At 71.4% G+C, this 21,889-nt stretch carries 20 protein-coding genes and 1 riboswitch; of the genes, 10 read left to right on the forward strand and 10 right to left on the reverse strand.

Translation table 11 applies throughout. The features are described from left to right. Nucleotides 1–45 precede the first annotated feature (45 nt). Nucleotides 46–1,515 carry a catalase gene (locus ACFWA7_RS11285; protein ID WP_385534053.1) on the forward strand — a complete coding sequence of 490 codons (1,470 nt, stop codon included), beginning with the start codon at nucleotides 46–48 and terminating at the stop codon, nucleotides 1,513–1,515. 107 nt (nucleotides 1,516–1,622) lie between these two features. On the opposite strand, the gene ACFWA7_RS11290 is transcribed toward ACFWA7_RS11285, so the two are convergent. Continuing rightward, nucleotides 1,623–2,024, reverse strand: a complete 402-nt coding sequence (locus tag ACFWA7_RS11290) for a cyclic nucleotide-binding/CBS domain-containing protein (RefSeq protein ID WP_385534055.1) — start codon at nucleotides 2,022–2,024, stop codon at nucleotides 1,623–1,625. Between the two features lie 213 nt (nucleotides 2,025–2,237). Continuing rightward, the gene (hisN, locus tag ACFWA7_RS11295) at nucleotides 2,238–3,038 is read right to left on the reverse strand and encodes a histidinol-phosphatase (protein ID WP_385534058.1); all 801 of its coding nucleotides are present in this window, start codon (nucleotides 3,036–3,038) and stop codon (nucleotides 2,238–2,240) included. 180 nt (nucleotides 3,039–3,218) lie between these two features. Here hisN and ACFWA7_RS11300 point away from each other — a divergent pair, with 180 nt between their 5' ends. Beyond that, nucleotides 3,219–3,857 carry a TetR/AcrR family transcriptional regulator gene (locus ACFWA7_RS11300; protein WP_385822439.1) on the forward strand — a complete coding sequence of 213 codons (639 nt, stop codon included), beginning with the start codon at nucleotides 3,219–3,221 and terminating at the stop codon, nucleotides 3,855–3,857. 24 nt (nucleotides 3,858–3,881) lie between these two features. Here the strand turns inward: ACFWA7_RS11300 and ACFWA7_RS11305 are convergent, their stop codons facing one another. The 4 genes from ACFWA7_RS11305 to ACFWA7_RS11320 form a co-directional block, all read right to left on the reverse strand. Then, the gene (locus ACFWA7_RS11305) at nucleotides 3,882–4,205 is read right to left on the reverse strand and encodes a multidrug efflux SMR transporter (RefSeq protein ID WP_329401624.1); all 324 of its coding nucleotides are present in this window, start codon (nucleotides 4,203–4,205) and stop codon (nucleotides 3,882–3,884) included. A 320-nt stretch (nucleotides 4,206–4,525) separates the two neighbouring features. Next, complete coding sequence (gene rsgA, locus ACFWA7_RS11310) at nucleotides 4,526–5,539, reverse strand: ribosome small subunit-dependent GTPase A (protein ID WP_385534064.1); 1,014 nt, start codon at nucleotides 5,537–5,539, stop codon at nucleotides 4,526–4,528. Nucleotides 5,540–5,554: 15 nt separating this feature from the next. Then, nucleotides 5,555–6,904, reverse strand: coding sequence for a 3-phosphoshikimate 1-carboxyvinyltransferase (gene aroA / locus ACFWA7_RS11315; RefSeq protein ID WP_385822441.1), 1,350 nt, complete (start codon nucleotides 6,902–6,904; stop codon nucleotides 5,555–5,557). Nucleotides 6,905–6,930: 26 nt separating this feature from the next. Then, the gene (locus tag ACFWA7_RS11320) at nucleotides 6,931–7,644 is read right to left on the reverse strand and encodes a M50 family metallopeptidase (RefSeq protein ID WP_385822443.1); all 714 of its coding nucleotides are present in this window, start codon (nucleotides 7,642–7,644) and stop codon (nucleotides 6,931–6,933) included. Nucleotides 7,645–7,693: 49 nt separating this feature from the next. Here ACFWA7_RS11320 and ACFWA7_RS11325 point away from each other — a divergent pair, with 49 nt between their 5' ends. The 8 genes from ACFWA7_RS11325 (at nucleotide 7,694) to def (ending at nucleotide 15,993) form a co-directional block, all read left to right on the forward strand. Next, nucleotides 7,694–8,515 carry an SOS response-associated peptidase gene (locus ACFWA7_RS11325; protein ID WP_385534073.1) on the forward strand — a complete coding sequence of 274 codons (822 nt, stop codon included), beginning with the start codon at nucleotides 7,694–7,696 and terminating at the stop codon, nucleotides 8,513–8,515. Nucleotides 8,516–9,237: 722 nt separating this feature from the next. Continuing rightward, the gene (locus ACFWA7_RS11330) at nucleotides 9,238–9,921 is read left to right on the forward strand and encodes an alpha/beta family hydrolase (protein WP_385534076.1); all 684 of its coding nucleotides are present in this window, start codon (nucleotides 9,238–9,240) and stop codon (nucleotides 9,919–9,921) included. Between the two features lie 216 nt (nucleotides 9,922–10,137). Next, nucleotides 10,138–10,782 (forward strand): sigma-70 family RNA polymerase sigma factor, encoded by a 645-nt coding sequence (locus ACFWA7_RS11335; RefSeq protein WP_385534079.1) that lies wholly within the window; start codon nucleotides 10,138–10,140, stop codon nucleotides 10,780–10,782. Then, on the forward strand, nucleotides 10,779–11,072 hold the full coding sequence (gene rsrA, locus ACFWA7_RS11340) for a mycothiol system anti-sigma-R factor (protein WP_385534082.1): 294 nt from the start codon (nucleotides 10,779–10,781) through the stop codon (nucleotides 11,070–11,072). The genes ACFWA7_RS11335 and rsrA overlap by 4 nt, the downstream gene beginning before the upstream one ends. A 250-nt stretch (nucleotides 11,073–11,322) precedes the next feature. After that, nucleotides 11,323–12,744, forward strand: coding sequence for an HD-GYP domain-containing protein (locus ACFWA7_RS11345; RefSeq protein WP_385822445.1), 1,422 nt, complete (start codon nucleotides 11,323–11,325; stop codon nucleotides 12,742–12,744). Then, nucleotides 12,741–14,009, forward strand: coding sequence for an HD-GYP domain-containing protein (locus ACFWA7_RS11350; RefSeq protein ID WP_385822463.1), 1,269 nt, complete (start codon nucleotides 12,741–12,743; stop codon nucleotides 14,007–14,009). The genes ACFWA7_RS11345 and ACFWA7_RS11350 overlap by 4 nt, the downstream gene beginning before the upstream one ends. A 114-nt stretch (nucleotides 14,010–14,123) precedes the next feature. Then, entirely contained in the window at nucleotides 14,124–15,113 is a 990-nt protein-coding gene (locus ACFWA7_RS11355; protein ID WP_371654610.1) for a tetratricopeptide repeat protein, read from the forward strand. A gap of 247 nt (nucleotides 15,114–15,360) precedes the next feature. Continuing rightward, the gene (gene def / locus ACFWA7_RS11360; protein WP_385822447.1) at nucleotides 15,361–15,993 is read left to right on the forward strand and encodes a peptide deformylase; all 633 of its coding nucleotides are present in this window, start codon (nucleotides 15,361–15,363) and stop codon (nucleotides 15,991–15,993) included. A gap of 68 nt (nucleotides 15,994–16,061) precedes the next feature. Here the strand turns inward: def and ACFWA7_RS11365 are convergent, their stop codons facing one another. The 4 genes from ACFWA7_RS11365 to ACFWA7_RS11380 all read right to left on the reverse strand — a co-directional run bounded on the left by ACFWA7_RS11365 (nucleotide 16,062) and on the right by ACFWA7_RS11380 (nucleotide 21,817). Beyond that, a complete protein-coding gene (locus ACFWA7_RS11365) occupies nucleotides 16,062–17,078 on the reverse strand; it encodes a ribonucleotide-diphosphate reductase subunit beta (protein WP_385534096.1) in 1,017 nt (338 codons plus the stop codon). After that, nucleotides 17,078–19,456, reverse strand: a complete 2,379-nt coding sequence (locus ACFWA7_RS11370; RefSeq protein ID WP_385822449.1) for a ribonucleoside-diphosphate reductase subunit alpha — start codon at nucleotides 19,454–19,456, stop codon at nucleotides 17,078–17,080. Before ACFWA7_RS11370 ends, ACFWA7_RS11365 begins: the two co-directional genes overlap by 1 nt. Nucleotides 19,457–19,584: 128 nt before the next feature. After that, nucleotides 19,585–19,726, reverse strand: a riboswitch (cobalamin riboswitch). A gap of 220 nt (nucleotides 19,727–19,946) precedes the next feature. Further along, nucleotides 19,947–21,566, reverse strand: a complete 1,620-nt coding sequence (mctP, locus tag ACFWA7_RS11375; protein ID WP_385534102.1) for a monocarboxylate uptake permease MctP — start codon at nucleotides 21,564–21,566, stop codon at nucleotides 19,947–19,949. Further along, nucleotides 21,563–21,817, reverse strand: a complete 255-nt coding sequence (locus ACFWA7_RS11380) for a DUF3311 domain-containing protein (RefSeq protein WP_385534105.1) — start codon at nucleotides 21,815–21,817, stop codon at nucleotides 21,563–21,565. Before ACFWA7_RS11380 ends, mctP begins: the two co-directional genes overlap by 4 nt. Between the last annotated feature and the right edge of the window lie 72 nt (nucleotides 21,818–21,889).

Below are 21,889 nucleotides of genomic sequence, written 5' to 3' on the forward strand. Positions count from 1 at the left end.
TGTAGGATCGGAAACGGCAAACGCCAAGGGACAGGACTCGCAGTAATGACGCAGGAGGCGCACGTGACGCACGGACCGCTCACCACGGAGGCCGGCGCGCCGGTGGCCGACAACCAGAACAGCGAGACCGCGGGCATCGGCGGTCCCGTGCTGGTCCAGGACCAGGCCCTCCTGGAGAAGCTCGCGCACTTCAACCGGGAGCGCATCCCGGAGCGCATAGTCCACGCGCGCGGTGCGGGTGCGTACGGCACGTTCACGCTGACCCGTGACGTCTCGCAGTGGACGCGCGCGAAGTTCCTCTCCGAGGTCGGCAAGCAGACCGAGACGTTCCTGCGCTTCTCCACCGTCGCCGGCAACCTCGGCTCGGCCGACGCCGTGCGCGACCCGCGCGGCTTCGCGCTGAAGTTCTACACGGAGGAGGGGAACTACGACCTGGTCGGGAACAACACGCCCGTCTTCTTCATCAGGGACGCCATCAAGTTCCCCGACTTCATCCACACCCAGAAGCGCGACCCGTACACGGGCTCCCAGGAGGCCGACAACGTCTGGGACTTCTGGGGTCTGAGCCCCGAGTCGACGCACCAGGTCACCTGGCTCTTCGGCGACCGCGGCATCCCGGCCACGCTGCGCCACATGAACGGGTACGGCTCGCACACGTACCAGTGGAACAACGAGGCGGGCGAGGTCTTCTGGGTCAAGTACCACTTCAAGACCGACCAGGGCATCAAGAACCTCACCCAGTCCGAGGCCAACAAGCTCGCCGGTGAGGACCCGGACAGCCACCAGCGCGACCTGCGCGAGGCCATCGAGCGCGGCGAGTTCCCGAGCTGGACGGTGCAGGTGCAGATCATGCCCGCCGCCGACGCCGCGGGCTACCGCTTCAACCCGTTCGACCTCACCAAGGTGTGGCCGCACGCGGACTACCCGCCGATCGAGATCGGCAAGCTGGAGCTCAACCGCAACCCGGAGAACATCTTCGCCGAGGTCGAGCAGTCCGTCTTCAGCCCGGCGCACTTCGTGCCCGGCATCGGCCCGTCCCCGGACAAGATGCTCCAGGGCCGCCTCTTCGCGTACGGCGACGCGCACCGCTACCGCGTCGGCATCAACGCCGACCACCTGCCGGTGAACCGCCCGCACGCCACCGAGGCGCGCACCAACTCCCGCGACGGCTATCTCTACGACGGCCGCCACAAGGGCGCGAAGAACTACGAGCCGAACAGCTTCGGCGGCCCGCGCCAGACGGACCGTCCGCTGTGGCAGCCGGTTCCGGTCACCGGCGCGACGGGCAACCACGCGGCGCCGGTCCACGCCGAGGACGACGACTTCGTCCAGGCGGGCAACCTCTACCGGATGTACTCCGAGGACGAGAAGGCCCGGCTGATCGAGAACCTCTCCGGCTTCATCGCCAAGGTCTCGCGCGACGACATCGCCGAGCGCGCGATCGACAACTTCCGCAAGGCGGACGGAGACTTCGGCAAGCGGCTGGAGGCCGCGGTCCAGGCACTGCGCGGCTGAACAGCACTGGATCGCTTGTCGTAGGCAGCCAGAGGGCCGGATCCCCGCGGGGGCCCGGCCCTCTGCGCGTGCGCGTGCGCGTGCGCGGGGGCGGGGGCGGGGGCGGTTCAGCCGACCAGCTCGGCCGGGTGGCGGCGGCTGGGGGCCCAGCAGCGGATGATGTCCCGGACGGAGACCACGCCGACCGGGCCGTCCCCGTCGAGGACGATCAGATGACGGAAGCCGCCGTGCGACATCGCGTCGGCCGCCTCCTCCAGGGTCCAGCCCGGCGCCGCGAACACGACGTCGGTGGTGGTGTGCGTACTCGCGGTCTCGCGGTCCGGGTCCTGGCCCTGGCCCAGGGAGTTGAGGATGTCGCGCTCGGTGAGGATGCCGAGCCCGCTGGTGTCGGTGTCGAGGACGACGGCCGCTCCGACGCGGCGCGCGGCCATCAGCCGGGCCGCCTGGCGGAGGGTGTGCGCGGGTCCGATGGTGAGGACCACCGTGCTCATGGCGTCACGGACGAGCATGGATGGAGCCACCTCCTTGGTGAACCCCCGTGTCCCGTACGGGAGTACGGGATAACGAGAACGGATTCACAAGTTCACAAGTGGGGGGACTCCTAGAGTCGCATCAGGCTTGCGCGTCAACAAGAGGGTGGTAGAGGTCAGTTGAGGGGCGCGTAAAAGTATGACCCACGCCCCTCTCGCGCCTCAGCCGCGCGACCGCGCCGGGGCCGCGCCTCAGTCCGCCGTGCCCACGTAGTTCAGCAGCTCGTCGTGGAGCAGGCCGTTGGAGGCCGCCGCGTTGCCGCTGTGCGGGCCCTCCTGGCCGTCCAGACCGGTGAAGACGCCGCCCGCCTCCTGCACCACGATCACGTTCGCCGCCATGTCCCACAGCGACAGCTCCGGCTCGGCGCAGATGTCCACCGACCCCTCCGCGACCATCATGTACGGCCAGAAGTCGCCGTACGCGCGCGTGCGCCAGCACGCCCGGGTCAGATCCAGGAACTCGTCGAGCTTGCCGCGCTCGTCCCAGCCGCTCAGCGAGGAGTACGCGAACGACGCGTCCGCCAGCCGCGACACACTGGAGACCCGCAGCCGGGTCGCCTGCGACAGACTGCGGCCGGTGTAGGCGCCGTGCCCCTTCGCCGCCCACCAGCGCCGGTTCAGGGCGGGCGCCGACACCACGCCGACCACCGGCCGGTAGCCGCCCTCGCCCGCCTCCATCAGCGCGATCAGCGTCGCCCAGACCGGCACCCCGCGCACGTAGTTCTTGGTGCCGTCGATCGGGTCGATCACCCAGCGGCGCGGACCCGTGCCCTCCAGGCCGTACTCCTCGCCCAGGACCGCGTCCCGTGGCCGTGCCCGCTGGAGATGGCCGCGGATCAGCTCCTCGGCGGCCTTGTCGGCCTCGCTCACCGGCGTCATGTCCGGCTTGGTCTCGACCTTCAGGTCGAGCGCCTTGAACCGGTCCATCGTGGCGGCGTCGGCGGCGTCCGCGAGGACGTGGGCGAGACGCAGATCATCGTGGTAGTCGGGCATGGCCACCACCGTATCGACCAGCACCTCCGGCGACCACATGGCCCGGGATGCGGACACCGGCCGGCGTACCCGTACCGCCCGCCCCGGCTATTGACAGTGCCGGGGCACGCGTCAACCCTGAGGACGAGCTCCCCCAGGCTCTCAAGGAGCAGGGGGACCCCCATCGCCCGGGGAGCCGCGATGCCCACAGCGCGAGAAGCCCTACTGGACGCCAGTCTCTCCGCGCTCTCCACACGGCCCTGGCCGACGGTGCGGATGGTGGACGTGGCCTCGGCCGCGGGGGTGTCCCGGCAGACCCTCTACAACGAGTTCGGCAGCAAGGAGGGCCTCGCGCGCGCCCTGGTGCGGCGCGAGGCCGACGTCTATCTGCGCGGGGTCGACCGCGTCCTCGCCGAGCGGGCGGCCCCGGCCGACCGGCTGGTCGCGCTCGCCGAGTGGACCGTGCGCTCGGCCCGCACCAGCGCGCTGGTGCGGGCGCTGCTCACCGGCTGCTGGGGCGAGCGGCTGCCCGCCCCGCGCGCCCGCCGCCCGCTCGGCGCGCACTCTCCCGTACCGGCGCAGCGGCGCGCGGACGCCGGGGTTCCGGGCCCGTCCGAGCTGGTGGCGACGGTACGGGACCGCTCGCTCGCGGCGCTGGAGAAGGAACTGCCCGCCGTGGAGCCGGTGGAGCTGGCGCGCTGCTGCGAGACGGTGGTGCGGCTCGCCCTCTCGTACGTCATGGCGCCGGATCCGGGACTGCCCGGGGCGCACGGCGGGGGCGGGCATGCGGCCCAGATCCGCGCGGTGCTCGCCCGCACGCCGGTGCGGCCGGCGTCGTAACCCGGGAAGCGGAGTGCTCGTGGCTCAGTGCGCCGAGCCCGAGATCTGGAGGCCGATCACGCCCACGATCACCAGCGAGATCGACACCAGCTTCAGCGTGGAGACCACGTCGTCGAGGAAGACCATGCCGTAGATCGCGGTGCCCGCCGCGCCGATGCCGGTCCACACCGCGTACGCCGGACCCACGTCCAGCTTCTTCAGGGAGAGGGTCAGCAGACCGAACGAGCCGAGCGCGAAAGCCGCGAAGGCGATGGTCGGGCCGAGCCGGGTGAAGCCGTGCGACAGTTTGAGACAGACGGCGAACCCCGTCTCCAGGATCCCGGCGACCACCACCAGCAGCCACGCCATGTCCAGTGCCTCCCACAACATAGGTGACTGTTCGTCATCGCCAGGGCCGGTCCGGCGGATCTGGTCGGCACGCGGGGGGCTGGCACGCCCTCCCTCAAGGCCTTGAGGGCCAGGGGGACCCCCTGCGGCGTTGCCGTCGGTTGCCATGGCTCCGCCATGTCGCCCTCCTCCGCCTCGCACGGGGTCTCCCCTGCTCGAACGAAGTGGAGAGCTTGGGGAAGTACCAGCCCCCCGCTCACCAGCACCGAAAAGGCGTCCCGGGCCGAAGCCGACCAGATCCGCCGGACAGGCCCTAGACGCGATTATGCACGGGCCGCCCGTCAGTCGCCCTCGTGGCGCTCCCGGCTGGCGAGCAGCCGGCGCAGCGAGTAGAGCCTGGCCGGGTCGGCGTGCCCCTCCGCCACCCAGGCGTCGAGCGCGCACTCCGCCTCGTCGTGGCTGCACGCGCGCGGGCAGTTCTCGGTGCCGGGCATCAGATCCGGGAAGGCGAGGATGACCCGGGACGGGTCGACGTGGTGCAGGCCGAACGACCGTACGCCCGGGGTGTCGATCACCCAGCCGCCGTGCTCGCTGGCCAGCGGCAGCGCCAGCGCGGAGGTGGTGGTGTGGCGGCCGCGGCCGGTGACCGCGTTCACCTGGCCGGTGATCCGGCGGCGGTCCTCCGGGACCAGCGCGTTGACCAGCGTCGTCTTGCCGACGCCGGAGTGGCCGACGAAGGCGGTGACCTTGCCGTCGAGTTGCTCGCACACCCGGTCCGCCGCGTCGCCGTTGTAGAGCTCCTCGCGGGAGGTGACGACATGGGGGACGCCCAGCGCCCCGTAGTTCTCCAGGAGTTCGTCCGCCGAGGCGAGGTCCGACTTGGTGAGCACGAGCAGCGGCGAGAGCCCCGCGTCGTACGCCGCGACCAGACAGCGGTCGATCATGCGCGGGCGCGGCTCGGGGTCGGCGAGCGCGGTGACGATGGCCAGTTGATCGGCGTTGGCGACGATCACCCGCTCGAACGGGTCGTCGTCGTCGGCCGTGCGGCGCAGCACCGAGCTGCGCTCCGAGATGCGCACGATGCGCGCCAGAGTGTCCTTGTCACCGGACAGATCACCGACGATCATGACCCGGTCGCCCACCACCGCGGCCTTGCGGCCCAGTTCACGGGCCTTCATGGCGTGGATCGTGCGGTCACCGACGAGGCAGGTGAGGCGGCCCCGGTCGACGGTGAGGACCATGCCCTCCGAGGCGTCCTCGTGCTTGGGGCGGATGTTGGTGCGGGGACGGTTGCCCTTGCGGTTGGGGCGGACCCGGATGTCGTCCTCGTCGGGGTTCTTGCCGTAGCGGCGCATCTGCTCAGGCCCCGCTCAGTTTCCGGCCCCGGTCAGCATCCCGGTCCACATCCGCGGGAAGTCCGGCAACGTCTTCGCGGTCGTCGCCACGTTCTCGATCTGGACGCCCTCGACGGCGAGGCCGATGATCGACCCGGCCGTGGCCATCCGGTGGTCGTCGTACGTGTGGAAGATGCCGCCGTGCAGCCGGCGCGGGCGGATGTGCAGACCGTCGGCGGTCTCGGTGACGTCGCCGCCGAGCTCGTTGATCTCCTTGGTGAGGGCCGCCAGGCGGTCCGTCTCGTGCAGCCGCAGATGGGCCACGCCGCGCAGCGTCGAGGGCGAGTCGGCGAGCGCCGCGACCGCCGCGATGCCCGGGGTGAGCTCGCCGACCTCGCTCAGGTCCACGTCGATGCCGTGGATCGAGCCGGAGCCCCTGAACACCAGTCCCCGGGCGGTGAGCTCGCAGGAACCGCCCATCTCGGTGAAGATCCGGCGCAGCTGGTCGCCCGGCTGGGTGGTGCGCTCCGGCCAGTCCGGGACGGTCACCCTGCCGCCGGTGATCAGGGCGGCCGCCAGGAACGGCTGGGCGTTGGAGAGGTCCGGCTCGACCGTCAGATCGCGGCCGAGCAGCGCGGACGGCGAGACCCGCCACACGTTCGGCTCGCCGCCGGTCTCCGGCTCGTCCACCTGCGCGCCGACCGAGCGCAGCATGTCGACGGTCATCCGGATGTGCGGCATGGACGGCAGCGAGGCGCCGATGTGCCGCACCTCCACGCCCTGGTTGAAGCGGGGCGCGGAGAGCAGCAGGGCGGAGACGAACTGGGACGAGGAGGACGCGTCGATCCGGACCCGGCCGCCGTCGAGGGCGCCGCCGCCGTGCACGGTGAGCGGGAGCGCGCCCCTGCCGTCGTCGTCGATGCGGGCGCCGAGCGCGCGCAGCGCGTCGATCACACCGTTCAGGGGCCGTTCGTACGAGCGGGGGTCGCCGTCGAAGCGGATGGGTCCGTCGGCGAGGGCCGCGACGGGGGGCAGGAAGCGCATGACCGTACCGGCGTTGCCGACGTCGATCGTGGCCGGGCCGTGCAGACCGGCCGGGATCACGCGCCAGGCCTCGCCGGAGCAGTCGGGGCCGCCCGCGACGGAGGAGCTGGACGATACCGTCTCCTCGATGCCGACGCCGAGGGCGCGCAGCGCCTCGGCCATCAGCAGGGTGTCGCGGGAGCGCAGGGGGCGGCGCAGCCAGCCGGGCTCGGCGGCCAGCGAGGCCAGTACCAGCGCACGGTTGGTGACCGATTTGGATCCGGGCACGGTGACCGTCGCGTCGACGGCTCCGCTTGCGACAGGGGCGGGCCAGAGGGCGGGGTGCACGGGCGTTTCGGTCATGGCTCTCACTTTAGTGGGGGGAGAACCTAGAGTCCGAGCAGCCACCGTCCGCCGCCGATGAGCGAGCAGATCGATACGGCGTGGAAGAGGAACAGCCAGAGTGCCGGTGGTACGTGGGTGAGCCGCCCGAGCTGGTCCGCGTCTGTGTCTTTGACGGCGTCGCTGTTGTGCCTGCGCCGCTTGCCCTGGAGCTCGAAGGCCGGCCGTACACCTCCCAGCAGCAGGAACCACACCACCGCGTACGCGAACGCCGACTGCACATCGGGCGAGGTCAGCCAGGACACCAGCAGGAAGGCGGCGCTGCTGAGGACCACGGTGAGCACGCCGTACGCGTTGCGGATCATCACCAGCATCACGAGCAGCAGGGCGGTGGCGAGCCAGAGCAGCAGGGTGACGTGGTGGGCGGCGAGCAGCCAGGCACCGCCGAGGCCGAGCAGCGGGGGAGCGGTGTAGCCGGCGGCGGCGGTCAGGATCATGCCGAGGCCGGTCGGGCGGCCCCGGCTCACGGTGAGGCCGCTGGTGTCGGAGTGCAGCCGGATGCCGTCCAGGCGGCGGCCCGTGAGCAGCGCGACCAGGCCGTGGCCGCCCTCGTGGGCGATGGTGATCGCGTTGCGCGAGACCCGCCAGACGCCGTGCGGGAGGACGACGGCGAGGGCGGCTATCCCGGTGGCGATTACCAGCCACTGGGCGGGTGCGGCCTGGGTGCCGAAGATGTGCAGGTCGGGCATTTCGTCGGCCATTTCCGGGACGGCTCCTCTTGATCGGCTGCCGCGTGGCAGTGTGACTGTCATGTGTGGGAGGTATGCAGCGAGTCGTGGTCCCGAGGATCTCGCGGAAATCTTTGAAATAGAGAAGTGGGACCCGGATCCGCGGGAGACGCTGGCGCCCGACTGGAACGTGGCCCCGACCAAAGAGGTCTACGCGGTCCTCGAACGTCCCCTGAAAGACGCGGACGACCGCCGTCCGGTTCGCCAGCTGCGCAAGCTGAAGTGGGGGCTCGTGCCGTCCTGGGCGAGCTCGCCCGAGGGGGCGGCGCGGATGATCAACGCGCGGGCGGAGACGGTGCACGAGAAGCCGTCGTACCGCCGGCCCTTCGCGGCCCGCCGCTGCATCATCCCGGCGGACGGCTACTACGAGTGGGTCACCGGGGCGGACGAGCGGGAGCTGGAGGTCGAGGGCAAGAAGAAGCGGGCGCGCAAGCAGCCGTACTTCATCTCGCCGGCGGACGGGTCGGTGTTCGCCATGGCCGGGCTGTACGAGTTCTGGCGCGACCGTTCGCTGCCGGACGACCATCCCGGGGCCTGGTGGGCGACGTGCTCGGTGATCACGACCGAGGCGGAGACGGGGCCGCTGGGTGTCGCTCCGGCGGAGGGGCCGTCGTCGCTGGCGGCGATCCATCCCCGGATGCCGCTGATGCTGCCGCCGTCTCGGTGGGGGGCTTGGCTGGATCCGTCCCTTACGGGGGTGGAGGAGCTTCGGGGGTTGCTTTCGGCGCCGGCGGAGGGGTTGATGCGGGCGTACGCCGTCTCCACGGCGGTCAGCAATGTGCGGAACAACGGGCCGGAGCTGGTGGAGGAACGGGCGGCGCCGGAGGAGCCGACGCTGTTTTAGCCGGGGGTTTTGGCCCCCACCCCGCCCCTTCCCGCTGTGACATGCGCGGCTCCACCGCGTGGCCTCCGGGGGTGGGTGGGGGCTGAGCTGGTTCTCCCGGGGGCTACGCCCCCCGGACCCCGTCGCGGGGCCTGCGGCCCCTGCACCCTGCTTACGGGGCTGCGGCCCCGGTGCCCTGCTTACGGGCTGCGCTCCCGGTGCCCTCCGCGCCGGGGCTGGGGCCCCGGGTCCCTCCGTGCTGGGGCTGGGCCCCCGGGACCCCCGCGTTGGGGCTGCGGCCCTGCGGCCCCCGGTACCTCCGCGCTGGCGCTGTGCCCCTGCACCCCGCTTCGGGGCTCCGCCCCCTACCCCGGCACGGGGGTGGGTGGGTTACCTGGGCTGCGCCCTCGTCCCCGTTCGCCTGCGGGCTGTGGGTGGCTGGTCGCGCAGTTCCCCGCGCCCCTGAAGGGGCGGGGCCTGCGGCCCCTGTGCCCCGCTCCTCAAATACCGAAGGGCCGGGATGGCTCCTCGCACGCCGGAGTGGCTGAAATGTGGCCGGGCCCCCTGCTGCCTTCAGGGGCGCGGGGAACTGCGCGACCAGCCCCCACCGAACCCGCAGACGGACACGCCCCCCCGGACACGCCCCCCCGGACACGCCCCCCGGGACACGCCCCCCGGACGGGCAGCCCCGCGGACACGCCCCCCGGACGGGCAGCCCCGCGGACGAAGCCACGCCCGGCAGGATGGGACCCGTGACCCAGACCCAGACCCAGCTCATCGAGACGCCCGCCGGGGACGCCCGGATCACCTGGCATCACGCGGCGGACGCCCGGCTCGTGCTCGCCCTTGGGCACGGCGCCGGTGGGGGCGTCGAAGCGCGGGATCTTCAGGCCATCGCCTCCGCGCTGCCAGGCCGCGGCCTCGGCGTCGCCCTCGTCGAGCAGCCCTGGCGCGTCGCCGGGAAGAAAGTGGCGCCCGCGCCCAAGACGCTCGACGTGGGGTGGCGGGCCGTGTGGCCCGCCCTCGCGGCGTCGGGGCTGCCCGTCGTCGCCGGGGGGCGCAGCGCCGGGGCCCGGGTCGCCTGCCGGACCGCCGGTGAGCTCGGCGCGCACGCCGTGCTCGCGCTGAGCTTCCCGCTGCACCCGCCCGGCCGCCCCGAGAAGTCCCGCGCGGACGAGCTGCTCGGCACCGGGGTGCCCACCCTCGTCGTACAGGGCGGGAACGATCCCTTCGGGCGGCCGGAGGAGTTCCCGGAGGGGGAGGAGGGCAAGTACGAGCTCGTGGAAGTGCCCTTTGGGGACCATGGGTTCGCCATCCCCAAGCGCGCCCCCCTCAGCCAGGACGAGGCCTTGGGGATCATCGCCGACGCGGTGGGGCGGTGGGCCGACGAGCTCCCGGGAATGCCGCGTACCGGACCGCTGTTGTGACGGACGTAAACATCCGTAGGCCTGGTATTTCGTGGAGAGGGAGTCCGTCGCATGGGTTCGACCATCTGCCCCGGCCGCTCGCGCGCCGCTGACCTTGAGTGGACCGTGCTGTCGGCGGCGAAGACCGCTCCTATTCGAGCGGCGGGCGGACCGGATCGTCGTCTATCCTCCGATTCGAGTGGGTCCAGCTTCGGACTCGCCACACCGTTCGAGGAGGTGGGTCCGGTCACAGGGACCGACGACGACCACGCGGAAGAGTCGACCGCCGAGCGAAACGCGCGCTTCGAGCGGGATGCCCTCGGCTACCTCGACCAGATGTACTCGGCCGCGCTGCGCATGACGCGCAACCCCGCCGATGCCGAGGACCTGGTGCAGGAGACCTACGCGAAGGCGTACGGCTCCTTCCACCAGTTCCGGGAGGGCACCAACCTCAAGGCTTGGCTCTACCGGATTCTCACCAACACCTTCATCAACTCGTACCGGAAGAAGCAGCGCGAACCCCAGCGCAGCGCCGCCGAGGAGATCGAGGACTGGCAGCTCGCGCGCGCGGAGTCGCACATGTCGACCGGACTGCGGTCGGCCGAGTCGCAGGCGCTGGACCACCTGCCCGACTCCGATGTGAAGGAAGCGCTCCAGGCGATCCCCGAGGAGTTCCGTATCGCCGTGTATCTGGCGGACGTAGAGGGCTTTGCGTACAAGGAGATCGCGGACATCATGGGTACACCCATCGGTACGGTGATGTCCCGGCTGCACCGGGGCCGCCGCCAACTGCGCGGAATGCTGGAGGACTACGCCCGTGACCGCGGGCTCGTCCCGGCCGGTGCCGGCGAGTCGGACGAAGCGAAAGGCTCGGGCTCATGAGCTGCGGAGAGCCGCACGAGACGGACTGCTCTGAGGTCCTGGACCATCTCTACGAGTTTCTCGACCACGAGATGCCCGACAGCGACTGCAACAAGTTCCAGGTGCACTTCGAGGAATGCTCGCCGTGCTTGGAGAAGTACGGGCTTGAGCAGGCCGTGAAGAAGCTGGTCAAGCGGTGCTGCGGGTCGGACGACGTCCCCGCCGATCTGCGGTCCAAGGTCATGGGCCGGATCGACCTGATCCGCTCCGGGCAGGCCGTGCCGGACCAGGACATCGTCGCCGAGAGCTGAGCCGGGAACAGTTCGGGGAACAGTTCACCGTTCCACAGGAAGGGCCGCAACCACGGGGTGCGGTCCTTTTTCTGTGTCTCGAAGGTCTCTCAAGGTCTCTCGAAGGTCTCCCGACGTCTCTCCGAGGCCTCTCCGAGGTCACTCGAAGGTGCTAATCCGGCCGGACCGGGACGGTTCAATCCGACAATGCGCCTACTCGCCGTCCCGCGCGGGCCTATCCTCCCGATCCGGAGCAGGAGGGAGGCGTGCCATGGACGGACCGCAGCGGCGGGCCCTGCCCTGGGGGGCGCGCGCCGTTCTGCTGGGCGCCGTCGTGGCCGCTGGGGCGTGCGCGTTACCCGTGGCGCGCGGAAGCGTCCCCTGGGGCGCGTTCGGGCTGCTCGCCGGTCTGTACGCGCTCTGTGAATGGCCCGCGCGCTGCCCCTTCCCCGCCAAGGGGGTCTCCCCTGCTCGAACGAAGTTGAGAGCTTGGGGATGGGTCACCGTCCCGACCGGCGCCGGCTCCTTCTTCCCCGTCCTGCTCGCCGCCGCGTTCCTGCTGCCGCCCGCCGCCGCCGCGCTGGCCGCCGTCCCCGGCGCGCTCCTCGGCCGGGTCGAGCAGCCGCCCCGGGCCCCGCGCCGCGTCTGGCGCGCCGCCCAGCTGGCGCTCGCCGTGGGCGCCGCCGCCGAGGTGCACGAGCGGTTCGGCGGGCGCGCGTCGCTCGGCGGCACCCCGGCGGCCCTCGCCCCCGACTTCCCGTACGTCCTGCTGCCCGCCGGGGCGGCCGCGCTGGTCTTCTGCGCGGTCCTGGCCGTGCTGGACGGGCTGATCCTGTGGACCGCCGAGCGGCTGCCCGCCCGCACCGCCTGGCGCGGGCTGCTGCTGAGCTCGCTGGCCCCGTACTGCGTCCACGGGCTCGCCGGGCTGATGATGGCCGTGCTCTGGCGCAGCCCGTACGGCCCGCCCGCCGCCCTCCTGGTGCTGCTGCCGATGTACATCTCGTGCTGGGTCTTCGCCCAGTACCACCGCGAGCACGCCGCCCACCAGGCCACCATCCGGGCCCTGGTGCAGGCCGTCGACATCAAGGACACCTACACGCGCGGCCACAGCGAGCGCGTCGGCCTCGCCTCCGTGCTGATCGCCCGGGAACTCGGCATGGAGGGGAGCCGGTTGGAGGTGCTGCGGTTCGCCGGGATCCTGCACGACGTGGGCAAGCTGGGGGTGCCGACCCGGCTGCTGCGCAAGGACGGGCCGCTCACCCCGCAGGAGCGCGCGGTGATCGAGCTGCACCCCGAGTACGGCCACGAGATGGTGCGCGGGATCGGCTTCCTCGGCGAGGCGCGCGCCGCGATCCTGCACCACCACGAGCGGCTCGACGGCAGCGGCTATCCGTACGGCCTGGCAGGTCCCCAGATCCCCGAGTTCGCCCGGGTGGTCGCCGTCGCCGACGCCTTCGACGCGATGACCTCGACCCGCTCCTACAGCCGCGCCCGGCCGGTCGGGGCGGCGGTCGAGGAGCTGGAGCGGTGCGCCGGGCGCCAGTTCGACCCCGCGATCGTGCGGGCGCTGGTGCGCGCGCTCGACCGGCACGGCTGGCACCCCGCGGTGACGGCGGACGAGCCGGACCGGGGCGGGGGAGGCGGACGAGGAAACGTCCCGGCGTGCGACGCCGCCCCGGCCGGGCACGCATGACCCCCGCCGAAGCGCGTCCGCTGCCGTTCACCGTCGCCGGGGTGTACGGGGCCGCCGCCGCGCTCACCGTCTGGGCGCTGGCGTGGACCCTCTGGTACGGGGTCGTCGAGCCCGGGGTCGCGCTCGCCTTCGGGGCCCTCGTCGCCGTCGGGGAGCTGGCCCGCTGGGGCTCCCCGGGTGAGGAGCGGGAGTCCGCGCCGCTCGGCTCGGCGGGCGCCCTCGCGTACGCCCTGCTCGGCCAGAACGCCGGGCACGCCACCCACCACGGTGTCCTCCAGGCCGTCGCCGTCGTCCTCGCCGCCGCCCTGGTCGGCGCCGTCCCGCACGTGGCCCTGGGCCGGGGCCCGGCCCTGGACCGGGTGGCCCGGCGGGTGCTGACCGTCGCCTTCGCCGCCGCCTGCTTCCAGCCGCTCTACAACTCCGGCACCCTGGGTCTGTGGGTCGGGCACGGCCCGTACTACGCGCTCTTCCTGCTCCTCGTCCTGGTGCTCACCGCGCTGTGCGACGCGGTCGTGGCCGCCGCGCTGGTGCGGGCCCGCACCTCCTTCCCGTACGGCCCGCTGCTCCGCGACGAGCTGCGCGCGCTGGTCGGCGTCGGCTCGGCGGTCTGCGCCACCGGGGCCGTCATCGCGCTCGCGGTCGCCGTGGCGGGGCTGTGGGCGCTGCCGCTGTTCTGCGTGCCGCTGCTCCTCACCCAGCTGGCGTTCCGCCGGTACGCGGCGGTGCGCACCACCTACCGGCAGACCATCACCTCGCTCGCCCGGGCCACCGAGATCGCCGGGTACACCCAGCCGGGCCACGCCCGCCGGGTCGCGGTGCTCAGCCGGGCCGTGGGGCGCGAGCTGGGGCTCTCCGAGTCCGAGCTGACCGTCCTTGAGTACGCGGCCCTGATGCACGACATCGGGCAGCTCTCGCTGGTGGACCCGGTGCCCGCCGGGGCCACCGCACGGCTGCCCGCCGCCGAGCAGCGCCGGATAGCGCTGCTCGGCGGCGCCGTGGTGCGCCAGACCGGGGTGCCCGCCGAGGTCGCGGTGATCGTGGAGCGGCAGGCCGACCCGTACCGCGAGCAGCCGCTGCCCGCCCGGATCGTGCGCACCGTCAACGCCTACGACGACCTGGCGGGCTCCCCGGGCGGCCCCGGGAGCTCCCTGAGCGCCCTGGAGCAGCTGCGGCTCGGCACCGGCCGGGACTACCAGCCCGAGGTCGTCGAATCGCTCGCACGCGTCCTGGCCAGGGGCTGTCTGACCCTGGCGGCACCTGGGTAACCCAGGAGTAATGAGCGGCCTTCCGGCCGGGCATGGTTGGATGCGAAAGAACCCAGAAAACTGGGAGACCGTAAGACCGGCTCGGAGGCAGGCCGGTCTGGGCAGGCGGGAATCGTGAGGATCTTCGGCAAGGGACGGCACCGGCCCTCCGCCTCGTGGCGGCAGGCCACGGACCGTGCGTTCACGCTGATCGGCGACGGCAGGTACGAAGACGCCGGCGCGCTGCTGACGCGCGCCGCGGACCTGGAACCCTGGCTCTCCGAGTCCTGGTTCAACCTGGCGCTGCTCCACAAGTTCCGGCACGACTGGGAACAGGCGCGGGCCGCGGGCCTGCGGGCCGTCGCGCTGCTCGACAAGGAGACCGGGGCCCCCGACTGGTGGAACGTGGGGATCGCCGCCACCGCCCTCCAGGACTGGCCGCTGGCCCGCCGCGCCTGGCAGGCGTACGGCCTCAAGGTGCGCGGCTACCAGGAGACCGCCACCGGCACCGCCGAGCCGTCCGGCATGGAGCTGGGCAGCGCGGCCGTGCGGCTCTCGCCCGAGGGCGAGGCCGAGGTGGTGTGGGGCCGCAGGCTGGACCCGGCACGGATCGAGGTCCTGTCGATCCCGCTGCCGTCCTCCGGGCGGCGCTGGGGCGAGGTGGTCCTGCACGACGGGGTGCCGCACGGCGAGCGGACGGTCGCGGCCGGGCCCTCCTTCCCCGTCTTCGACGAGATCGAGCTCTGGGCGCCCTCGCCGGTGCCCACCTGGGTGGTGCTCCTGGAGGCCGCCACCGAGGCCGACCGGGACGCCCTTGAGCGGCTCGCGGCCGACGCGGGCTTCGCCGCCGAGGACTGGTCCTCGTCGGTGCGGCTGCTGTGCCGGGCCTGCTCGGAGTCGCGGATGCCCAGCGACGAGGGCGACGGCGAGCACCTCGACCCGCACGACCACAGCGAGCCGGGCCACCCGGGCCCGCTGGGCCACCGCACGGCCGGGGACCTGTGGGTGCCGGAGCGCGAATGCGGTATCGCGGCGCCGCCCGGCCTGGTGCGCGGGCTGCTCGACGGCTGGGTCGCGGACAGCCCCGACAGCCGCGAGTGGCGGGATCTCGAAGAAGTCTGCTGACCGTGCCCTCAGGGCCTGTCCGGCGGATCTGGTCGGCACGCGGGGGGCTGGCACGCCCATCTGCGGCGTTGTCGTCGGTTGCCGACGCTCCGCGTCGACGCCCTCCTCCGCCTTGCAGCTGGACGCGCCAGCCCCCCCGCTCACCAGCACCGAAACGGCTTCCCGAGCCGGGGCCAACCAGATCCCCCGGACAGGCCCTAGGCTGTACGGGTTCGGAATCGGGTTTTCAGGAAGGCGTACGGCGGACATGTCGCAGCAGGAGACGGACCAGCAGGTCGTGAACGACGGGTTCGTCGTCGACACGGAGGACTGCGAGGCGCGCGAGCTGGCGTACCGCGAGCGGGGCACCGCCCGTCCGATCACGGTCGTCGGCAACCCCGTGCTCCACAAGGAGTGCAAGGACGTCACCGCGTTCGACGGCGAGCTGGCGCAGCTGATCGACGACATGTTCGCCAGCCAGCGCGCCGCCGAGGGCGTGGGCCTGGCCGCCAACCAGATCGGCGTCGACCTCAAGGTCTTCGTCTACGACTGCATGGACGACGAGGGCGTGCGCCACGTCGGCGTCGTGTGCAACCCGGTCCTTCAGGAGCTGCCGGCCGACCGCCGGGTCCTGGACGAGTCCAACGAGGGCTGCCTGTCCGTCCCGACGGCCTACGCCGAGCTGGCCCGCCCCGACTACGCCGAGGTCAGCGGCCAGGACGCCGAGGGCAACCCGATCCGGGTGCGCGGCACCGGCTACTTCGCCCGCTGCCTCCAGCACGAGACGGACCACCTGTACGGGTACCTGTACATCGACCGCCTCTCCAAGCGCGACCGCAAGGACGCGTTGCGTCAGATGGAAGAGAACACCCCGCGCTACCCGGTCGTCCCGAACGCCTGACGCTCACCCTGACGCACGCGAAGGGGCCCCGCACCGGTGTGGTGCGGGGCCCCTTCGCGTACGTACGGCTAGAACTCCTCGTCGAAGCCCACCGAGCCCTCGACCGCGACCTGGTACGCGGACGGGCGGCGCTCGAAGAAGTTCGTGAGCTCCTGGACGCCCTGGAGCTCCATGAACGAGAACGGGTTCGACGAGCCGTACACCGGGGCGAAGCCGAGGCGCTGGAGGCGCTGGTCGGCGACGCACTGGAGGTACTCGCGCATCGACTCGGTGTTCATGCCCGGCAGGCCCTCGCCGCACAGGTCGCGGCCGAACTGGAGCTCGGCCTCCACCGCTTCCTTGATCATGTCGGTGACCTGCTGCTGGAGCTGGTCGTCGAAGAGCTCCGGCTCCTCCTTGCGGACGGTGTCCACGACCTCGAAGGCGAAGTTCATGTGCATCGTCTCGTCGCGGAACACCCAGTTGGTGCCGGTGGCGAGGCCGTGCAGCAGGCCCCGGCTGCGGAACCAGTACACGTACGCGAAGGCGCCGTAGAAGAACAGGCCCTCGATGCACGCCGCGAAGCAGATCAGGTTGAGCAGGAAGCGGCGGCGGTCGGCCTGCGTCTCCAGCCGGTCGATCTTCTCGACCGAGTCCATCCACTTGAAGCAGAACTGCGCCTTCTCGCGGATGGAGGGGATCTCCTCGACCGCGTCGAACGCCGCGGCGCGGTCGTCCGGGTCGGGCAGATACGTGTCGAGCAGCGTCAGATAGAACTGGACGTGCACGGCCTCCTCGAAGAGCTGACGGCTCAGGTAGAGCCGCGCCTCGGGGGAGTTGATGTGCTTGTAGAGCGTCAGCACCAGGTTGTTGGAGACGATCGAGTCACCCGTCGCGAAGAACGCGACCAGGCGGCCGATCATGTGCTGCTCGCCCGGCGTGAGCTTGGCGAGGTCGGCGACGTCGGAGTGGAGGTCGACCTCCTCCACCGTCCAGGTGTTCTTGATGGCGTCCCGGTAGCGCTCGTAGAAGTCCGGGTAGCGCATCGGGCGCAGGGTCAGCTCGAAGCCCGGGTCGAGAAGGTTCTTCTCGGAGTTGGTGGTCATTACTGGCAGGCCTCGCAGGACTCGGGGTTCTCAAGGGAGCAGGCGATCGCGTCGGCGTCGGGGGCCGCCTGCTGGACGGGGATCGGGGCGGCGGCCTGGGCGGCGCGGGCGATCCGGGTCGCCGGGCGCGAGCGCAGGTAGTACGTGGTCTTCAGACCCTGCTTCCAGGCGTACGCGTACATCGACGACAGCTTGCCGATGGTGGGCGTCTCCAGGAACAGGTTCAGCGACTGCGACTGGTCCAGGAACGGCGTGCGCGCCGCCGCCATGTCGATCAGACCGCGCTGCGGGAGCTCCCACGCCGTGCGGTAGAGCGCGCGCACATCGGCGGGGATCCAGCTGAAGTCCTGCACCGAGCCGCTGGCGTCGCGCAGCGCCTCGCGGGACTGCGCGTCCCACACGCCGAGCTTCTTCAGGTCCTCCACCAGGTAGCCGTTGACCTGGAGGAACTCACCGGAGAGCGTCTCGCGCTTGAACAGGTTGGAGACCTGCGGCTCGATGCACTCGTAGACACCGGCGATGGACGCGATGGTCGCGGTCGGGGCGATCGCGAGCAGCAGCGAGTTGCGCATGCCGACCGAGGCGATCCGCTCGCGCAGCGCCGTCCAGCGCTCCGGCCAGTTCAGCTCGACGTCGTAGTGGTCGGGGTGCAGCACGCCGCGCGCCGCGCGGGTCTTGTCCCAGGCCGGGAGCGGGCCGTTGCGGTCGGCGAGGTCGCAGGACGCCTCGTACGCCGTGAGCATGATGCGCTCGGCCAGCTTGGTGGAGAGCGCCTTCGCCTCGGGGGAGTCGAAGGGCAGGCGCAGCTTGAAGAAGACGTCCTGGAGACCCATCGCGCCCAGGCCCACCGGACGCCACTTGGCGTTGGAGCGGCCGGCCTGCTCGGTCGGGTAGAAGTTGATGTCGACGACCCGGTCCAGGAAGGTCACGGCCGTACGGACGGTCTCGTCCAGGCGCTTCCAGTCGATCTCGCCGGAGGCGAGCACGAAGGAGCCGAGGTTGACCGAGCCGAGGTTGCAGACGGCCGTCTCGCCGTCGTCCGTGACCTCAAGGATCTCGGTGCAGAGGTTGGAGGAGTGGACCGTGTGGCCGGGCTCCGCCGTCTGGTTGGCGGTGCGGTTGGAGGCGTCCTTGAAGGTCATCCAGCCGTTGCCGGTCTGCGCCAGGGTGCGCATCATCCGGCCGTACAGGTCCCGGGCCGGCATCGTCTTCTGGGCGAGACCGGCCGCCTCGGCCTTGCGGTAGGCGGCGTCGAACTCGTCACCCCACAGGTCGACCAGCTCCGGCACGTCGGCGGGGGAGAACAGCGACCAGGTGCCGTCCGCGTCCACACGGCGCATGAACTCGTCCGGGATCCAGTGCGCCAGGTTCAGGTTGTGCGTGCGCCGGGCGTCCTCACCGGTGTTGTCGCGCAGCTCCAGGAACTCCTCGATGTCGGAGTGCCAGGTCTCCAGGTAGACCGCGGCCGCGCCCTTGCGCCGCCCGCCCTGGTTGACGGCCGCGACGGAGGCGTCCAGCGTCTTCAGGAACGGGACGATGCCGTTGGAGTGGCCGTTGGTGCCCCGGATGAGCGAGCCGCGCGAGCGGATGCGGGAGTACGAGAGGCCGATGCCGCCCGCGTGCTTCGACAGACGTGCCACCTGGTGGTAGCGGTCGTAGATCGAGTCCAGCTCGTCCAGCGGGGAGTCCAGCAGGTAGCAGCTGGACATCTGGGGGTGGCGGGTACCGGAGTTGAAGAGCGTCGGCGAGGACGGCAGGTAGTCGAGCCGGCTCATCAGGCCGTACAGCGAGGCGACCTCGTCGAGCGCGCGCACCGAGTCGTCCTCGGCCAGACCCGCCGCGACCCGGAGCATGAAGTGCTGCGGGGTCTCGATGACCTGGCGGGTGATCGGGTGCCGCAGCAGGTAGCGGGAGTAGAGCGTGCGCAGGCCGAAGTAGCCGAAGCGATCGTCGGCGCCTTCCGCGAGGGAGGCGGCGACCAGCGCGTCCAGACGGTCCGAGTGCAGCCGTACGAAGTCGGCGGTGCGGTCCGCGATCAGGCCCTCGCGGTGGCCGACCTCGACCGAGTCGGAGAACGAGACCGAGCCCTGGGTCGCGGCCTCGTCGGCGATCGTGACCGTCAGCAGCCGGGCGGCGAGGCGGGAGTACGCCGGGTCCTCGGAGATCAGACCGGCGGCGGCCTCGGTGGCGAGCCCACGCAGCTCCGCCTCGTCCGAGCGCGCGTTGCGGCCGCGCAGCGCGGCGGCGGCGACACGGCCGGGGTCGGTGTCCGGCAGATCGGCGGTGAGGTCGGTCAGGGTCCGCAGCAGCGCGGTCCCGGGGGCATCGGCCGGCTCTTCGGCGATCGCTGAGGCGGGATCCGCAGGGGCGATGGTCACGTGGGGGCACTCCTCGCTCGGCACGGGGCCTTGGGGAAGTGCGCGGGCACACGGACACACCCCCTCGGGGGTACGCCGCGTCCACATGCCCATTCCGCGAGGCCCGGACGTCTGGCACCCGGACCGGACGGCCAGGGCGCGCTGTCGGCAGGTCCTCGGACTGACCAGGTACGCAAATGCGTACGAGTACACCGTTGCGGGACAGTTCCGGATTTGCACCGGATTCCCCTGCGGCGACAGCGAGCACGAGCATACATCTTGTGCCGGGAGTTGTTGGCGCCCCCACATGTTGTGTCGCATCCGTACCGGAGCGTGTTGGTGGGGCCCGGTCTTTGTCTGCGGGTTGTGGGTGGCCGCTCGCGCAGTTCCCCGCGCCCCTCAGGGGGTTGGAGGCGCCGCAAGCCCAACCCCCAGGCAGCCGTGGGCATTCCCCAGGAAGCAGAAACGGGCCGCCGGGTTTCACCGGCGGCCCGTTTTCCTGCGGCTCGTGTCAGTGTGTCGCGGCCGGGAGTTCCGTCTGTACGCCCGGGTCGCCCGCGTCCGCCGTGTAGTCCTCCGGGGAGGTCTCGTCGACGCCGTCGGGGGCCTTCAGGGCCCGCAGGGCCACCGTGAGGACGACGGTGACGGCGACGTTCAGGAGGAACGCGGTGAGGCCGATGTAGCCGATCTCACCGATGCCGGGGATGTTCTTGGAGCTGCCGCCGAAGTGCTTCTGGGTGGGCGAGGCGACCCCGTACGCGGCGAGCGTGCCGTACGCCATGCCCACCGCCCAGCCCGCCAGCAGCGCCCAGCGGTGGAACCAGCGGGTGAACAGACCGCCCACCAGGGCCGGGAAGGTCTGCAGGATCCAGATGCCGCCGAGCAGCTGGAAGTTGATCGCGACCGTCTTGTCCATGGTCAGGACGAAGACCAGCGCGCCCACCTTCACCAGGAGCGAGACCAGCTTGGAGACCTTGGTCTCCTGCTCCGGCGTGGCGTCCGGCTTGAGGAAGTCCTTGTAGATGTTGCGGGTGAAGAGGTTCGCGGCCGCGATCGACATGATCGCCGCCGGGACGAGCGCGCCGATGCCGATGGCGGCGAACGCCACGCCCGCGAACCAGTCCGGGAACATGTCCTCGAAGAGCTGCGGGATCGCCAGCTGGCCGTTCTTGACCTTGACCCCGGCCGCGATCGCCATGAAGCCGAGCAGCGCGAGCAGGCCCAGCATCAGCGAGTACAGCGGCAGGATGGTGGTGTTGCGGCGGATGACGTTGCGGCTGCGGGAGGAGAGGGTCGCCGTGATCGAGTGCGGGTACATGAAGAGCGCCAGCGCCGAGCCGAGGGCGAGTGTGGCGTACGTCCACTGCCCGGCCTCGGGGGGCACCAGCGCACCCGTGGGCTTCCCGGCCGCGTTGGGCGTCTCGAACTTGTGCCGGGCCGCCGCGAAGATGTCGTCGAAGCCGCCGAGCTTGATCGGGATGTAGATGATCGCCACCAGGATGACGAGGTAGATCAGGCCGTCCTTCACGAACGCGATCAGCGCGGGCGCGCGCAGGCCCGAGGAGTAGGTGTACGCGGCGAGCACCGCGAACGCGATCAGCAGCGGCAGGTCCTTCAGGAACCAGTTGCCGGACCCGCCGATGCCCATCACGTCGAGCACCGCCTGGATGCCGACCAGCTGGAGCGCGATGTAGGGCATCGTGGCGAGGATGCCGGTGACCGCGACCGCGAGCGAGAGGCCCTTGGAGCCGAACCGGCCGCGTACGAAGTCCGATGTCGTCACATAGCCGTGCTTGTGCGAGACCGACCAGAGCCGGGGCAGGAACGTGAAGATCAGCGGATAGACGAGGATCGTGTACGGCACCGCGAAGAACCCGGCCGCGCCCGCCGCGTACACCGCCGCCGGAACCGCGACGAACGTGTACGCCGTGTAGAGGTCGCCGCCGAGCAGGAACCAGGTGACCCAGGTGCCGAACGAGCGGCCGCCGAGCCCCCATTCGTCGAGGCTCTGCTCGTTCTCGGCGCGGCGCCAGCGGGCGGCCATGAAGCCGATGACCGTGACGGCCAGGAAGAAGAAGATGAAGACGCCGAGCGCGACGCCGTTCACACCGTCGTTGGCTGCGAGAGTCACTTGCCCTCACCCGCCTTGCGGCCCTGCTGGTCGTGCTGCCACAGCTTGTACGCGAGCATCGTGAGCGCGGTCGATATGACCACCCACAGCATCTGGTACCAGTAGAAGAACGGGATCCCGGCGAGTGCCGGATCGGCCTTCGCGTACGAGCCGACCCAGAGCATCGCCACGAAGGGCGCGATCAGGCAGAGGGCGATGACCACGCGCACAGGCGTGATCACCGGTCTCCGCACTTGTGTTGATTCCGGCATGGTGGCTCCGTCCCCTCGCTGTGCTCACCTGTTGTAATGCGCACGAAATCTAGGGGACGGAATCCCGCCACG

The sequence above is a fragment of the Streptomyces sp. NPDC059994 genome (assembly GCF_042737755.1).
In the GTDB taxonomy this organism is placed as follows: Bacteria; Actinomycetota; Actinomycetes; order Streptomycetales; family Streptomycetaceae; genus Streptomyces.

What these genes read in the sequence shown, in the direction of transcription:
- ACFWA7_RS11285 (WP_385534053.1), top strand. Translation starts at nt 46, where the DNA reads ATGACGCAGGAGGCGCACGTGACGCACGGACCGCTCACCACGGAGGCC.
- ACFWA7_RS11290 (WP_385534055.1), bottom strand. Translation starts at nt 2,024, where the DNA reads ATGCTCGTCCGTGACGCCATGAGCACGGTGGTCCTCACCATCGGACCC.
- hisN (WP_385534058.1), bottom strand. Translation starts at nt 3,038, where the DNA reads ATGCCCGACTACCACGATGATCTGCGTCTCGCCCACGTCCTCGCGGAC.
- ACFWA7_RS11300 (WP_385822439.1), top strand. Translation starts at nt 3,219, where the DNA reads ATGCCCACAGCGCGAGAAGCCCTACTGGACGCCAGTCTCTCCGCGCTC.
- ACFWA7_RS11305 (WP_329401624.1), bottom strand. Translation starts at nt 4,205, where the DNA reads ATGGCGTGGCTGCTGGTGGTGGTCGCCGGGATCCTGGAGACGGGGTTC.
- rsgA (WP_385534064.1), bottom strand. Translation starts at nt 5,539, where the DNA reads ATGCGCCGCTACGGCAAGAACCCCGACGAGGACGACATCCGGGTCCGC.
- aroA (WP_385822441.1), bottom strand. Translation starts at nt 6,904, where the DNA reads ATGACCGAAACGCCCGTGCACCCCGCCCTCTGGCCCGCCCCTGTCGCA.
- ACFWA7_RS11320 (WP_385822443.1), bottom strand. Translation starts at nt 7,644, where the DNA reads ATGGCCGACGAAATGCCCGACCTGCACATCTTCGGCACCCAGGCCGCA.
- ACFWA7_RS11325 (WP_385534073.1), top strand. Translation starts at nt 7,694, where the DNA reads ATGTGTGGGAGGTATGCAGCGAGTCGTGGTCCCGAGGATCTCGCGGAA.
- ACFWA7_RS11330 (WP_385534076.1), top strand. Translation starts at nt 9,238, where the DNA reads ATGGGACCCGTGACCCAGACCCAGACCCAGCTCATCGAGACGCCCGCC.
- rsrA (WP_385534082.1), top strand. Translation starts at nt 10,779, where the DNA reads ATGAGCTGCGGAGAGCCGCACGAGACGGACTGCTCTGAGGTCCTGGAC.
- ACFWA7_RS11345 (WP_385822445.1), top strand. Translation starts at nt 11,323, where the DNA reads ATGGACGGACCGCAGCGGCGGGCCCTGCCCTGGGGGGCGCGCGCCGTT.
- ACFWA7_RS11350 (WP_385822463.1), top strand. Translation starts at nt 12,741, where the DNA reads ATGACCCCCGCCGAAGCGCGTCCGCTGCCGTTCACCGTCGCCGGGGTG.
- def (WP_385822447.1), top strand. Translation starts at nt 15,361, where the DNA reads ATGTCGCAGCAGGAGACGGACCAGCAGGTCGTGAACGACGGGTTCGTC.
- ACFWA7_RS11365 (WP_385534096.1), bottom strand. Translation starts at nt 17,078, where the DNA reads ATGACCACCAACTCCGAGAAGAACCTTCTCGACCCGGGCTTCGAGCTG.
- ACFWA7_RS11380 (WP_385534105.1), bottom strand. Translation starts at nt 21,817, where the DNA reads ATGCCGGAATCAACACAAGTGCGGAGACCGGTGATCACGCCTGTGCGC.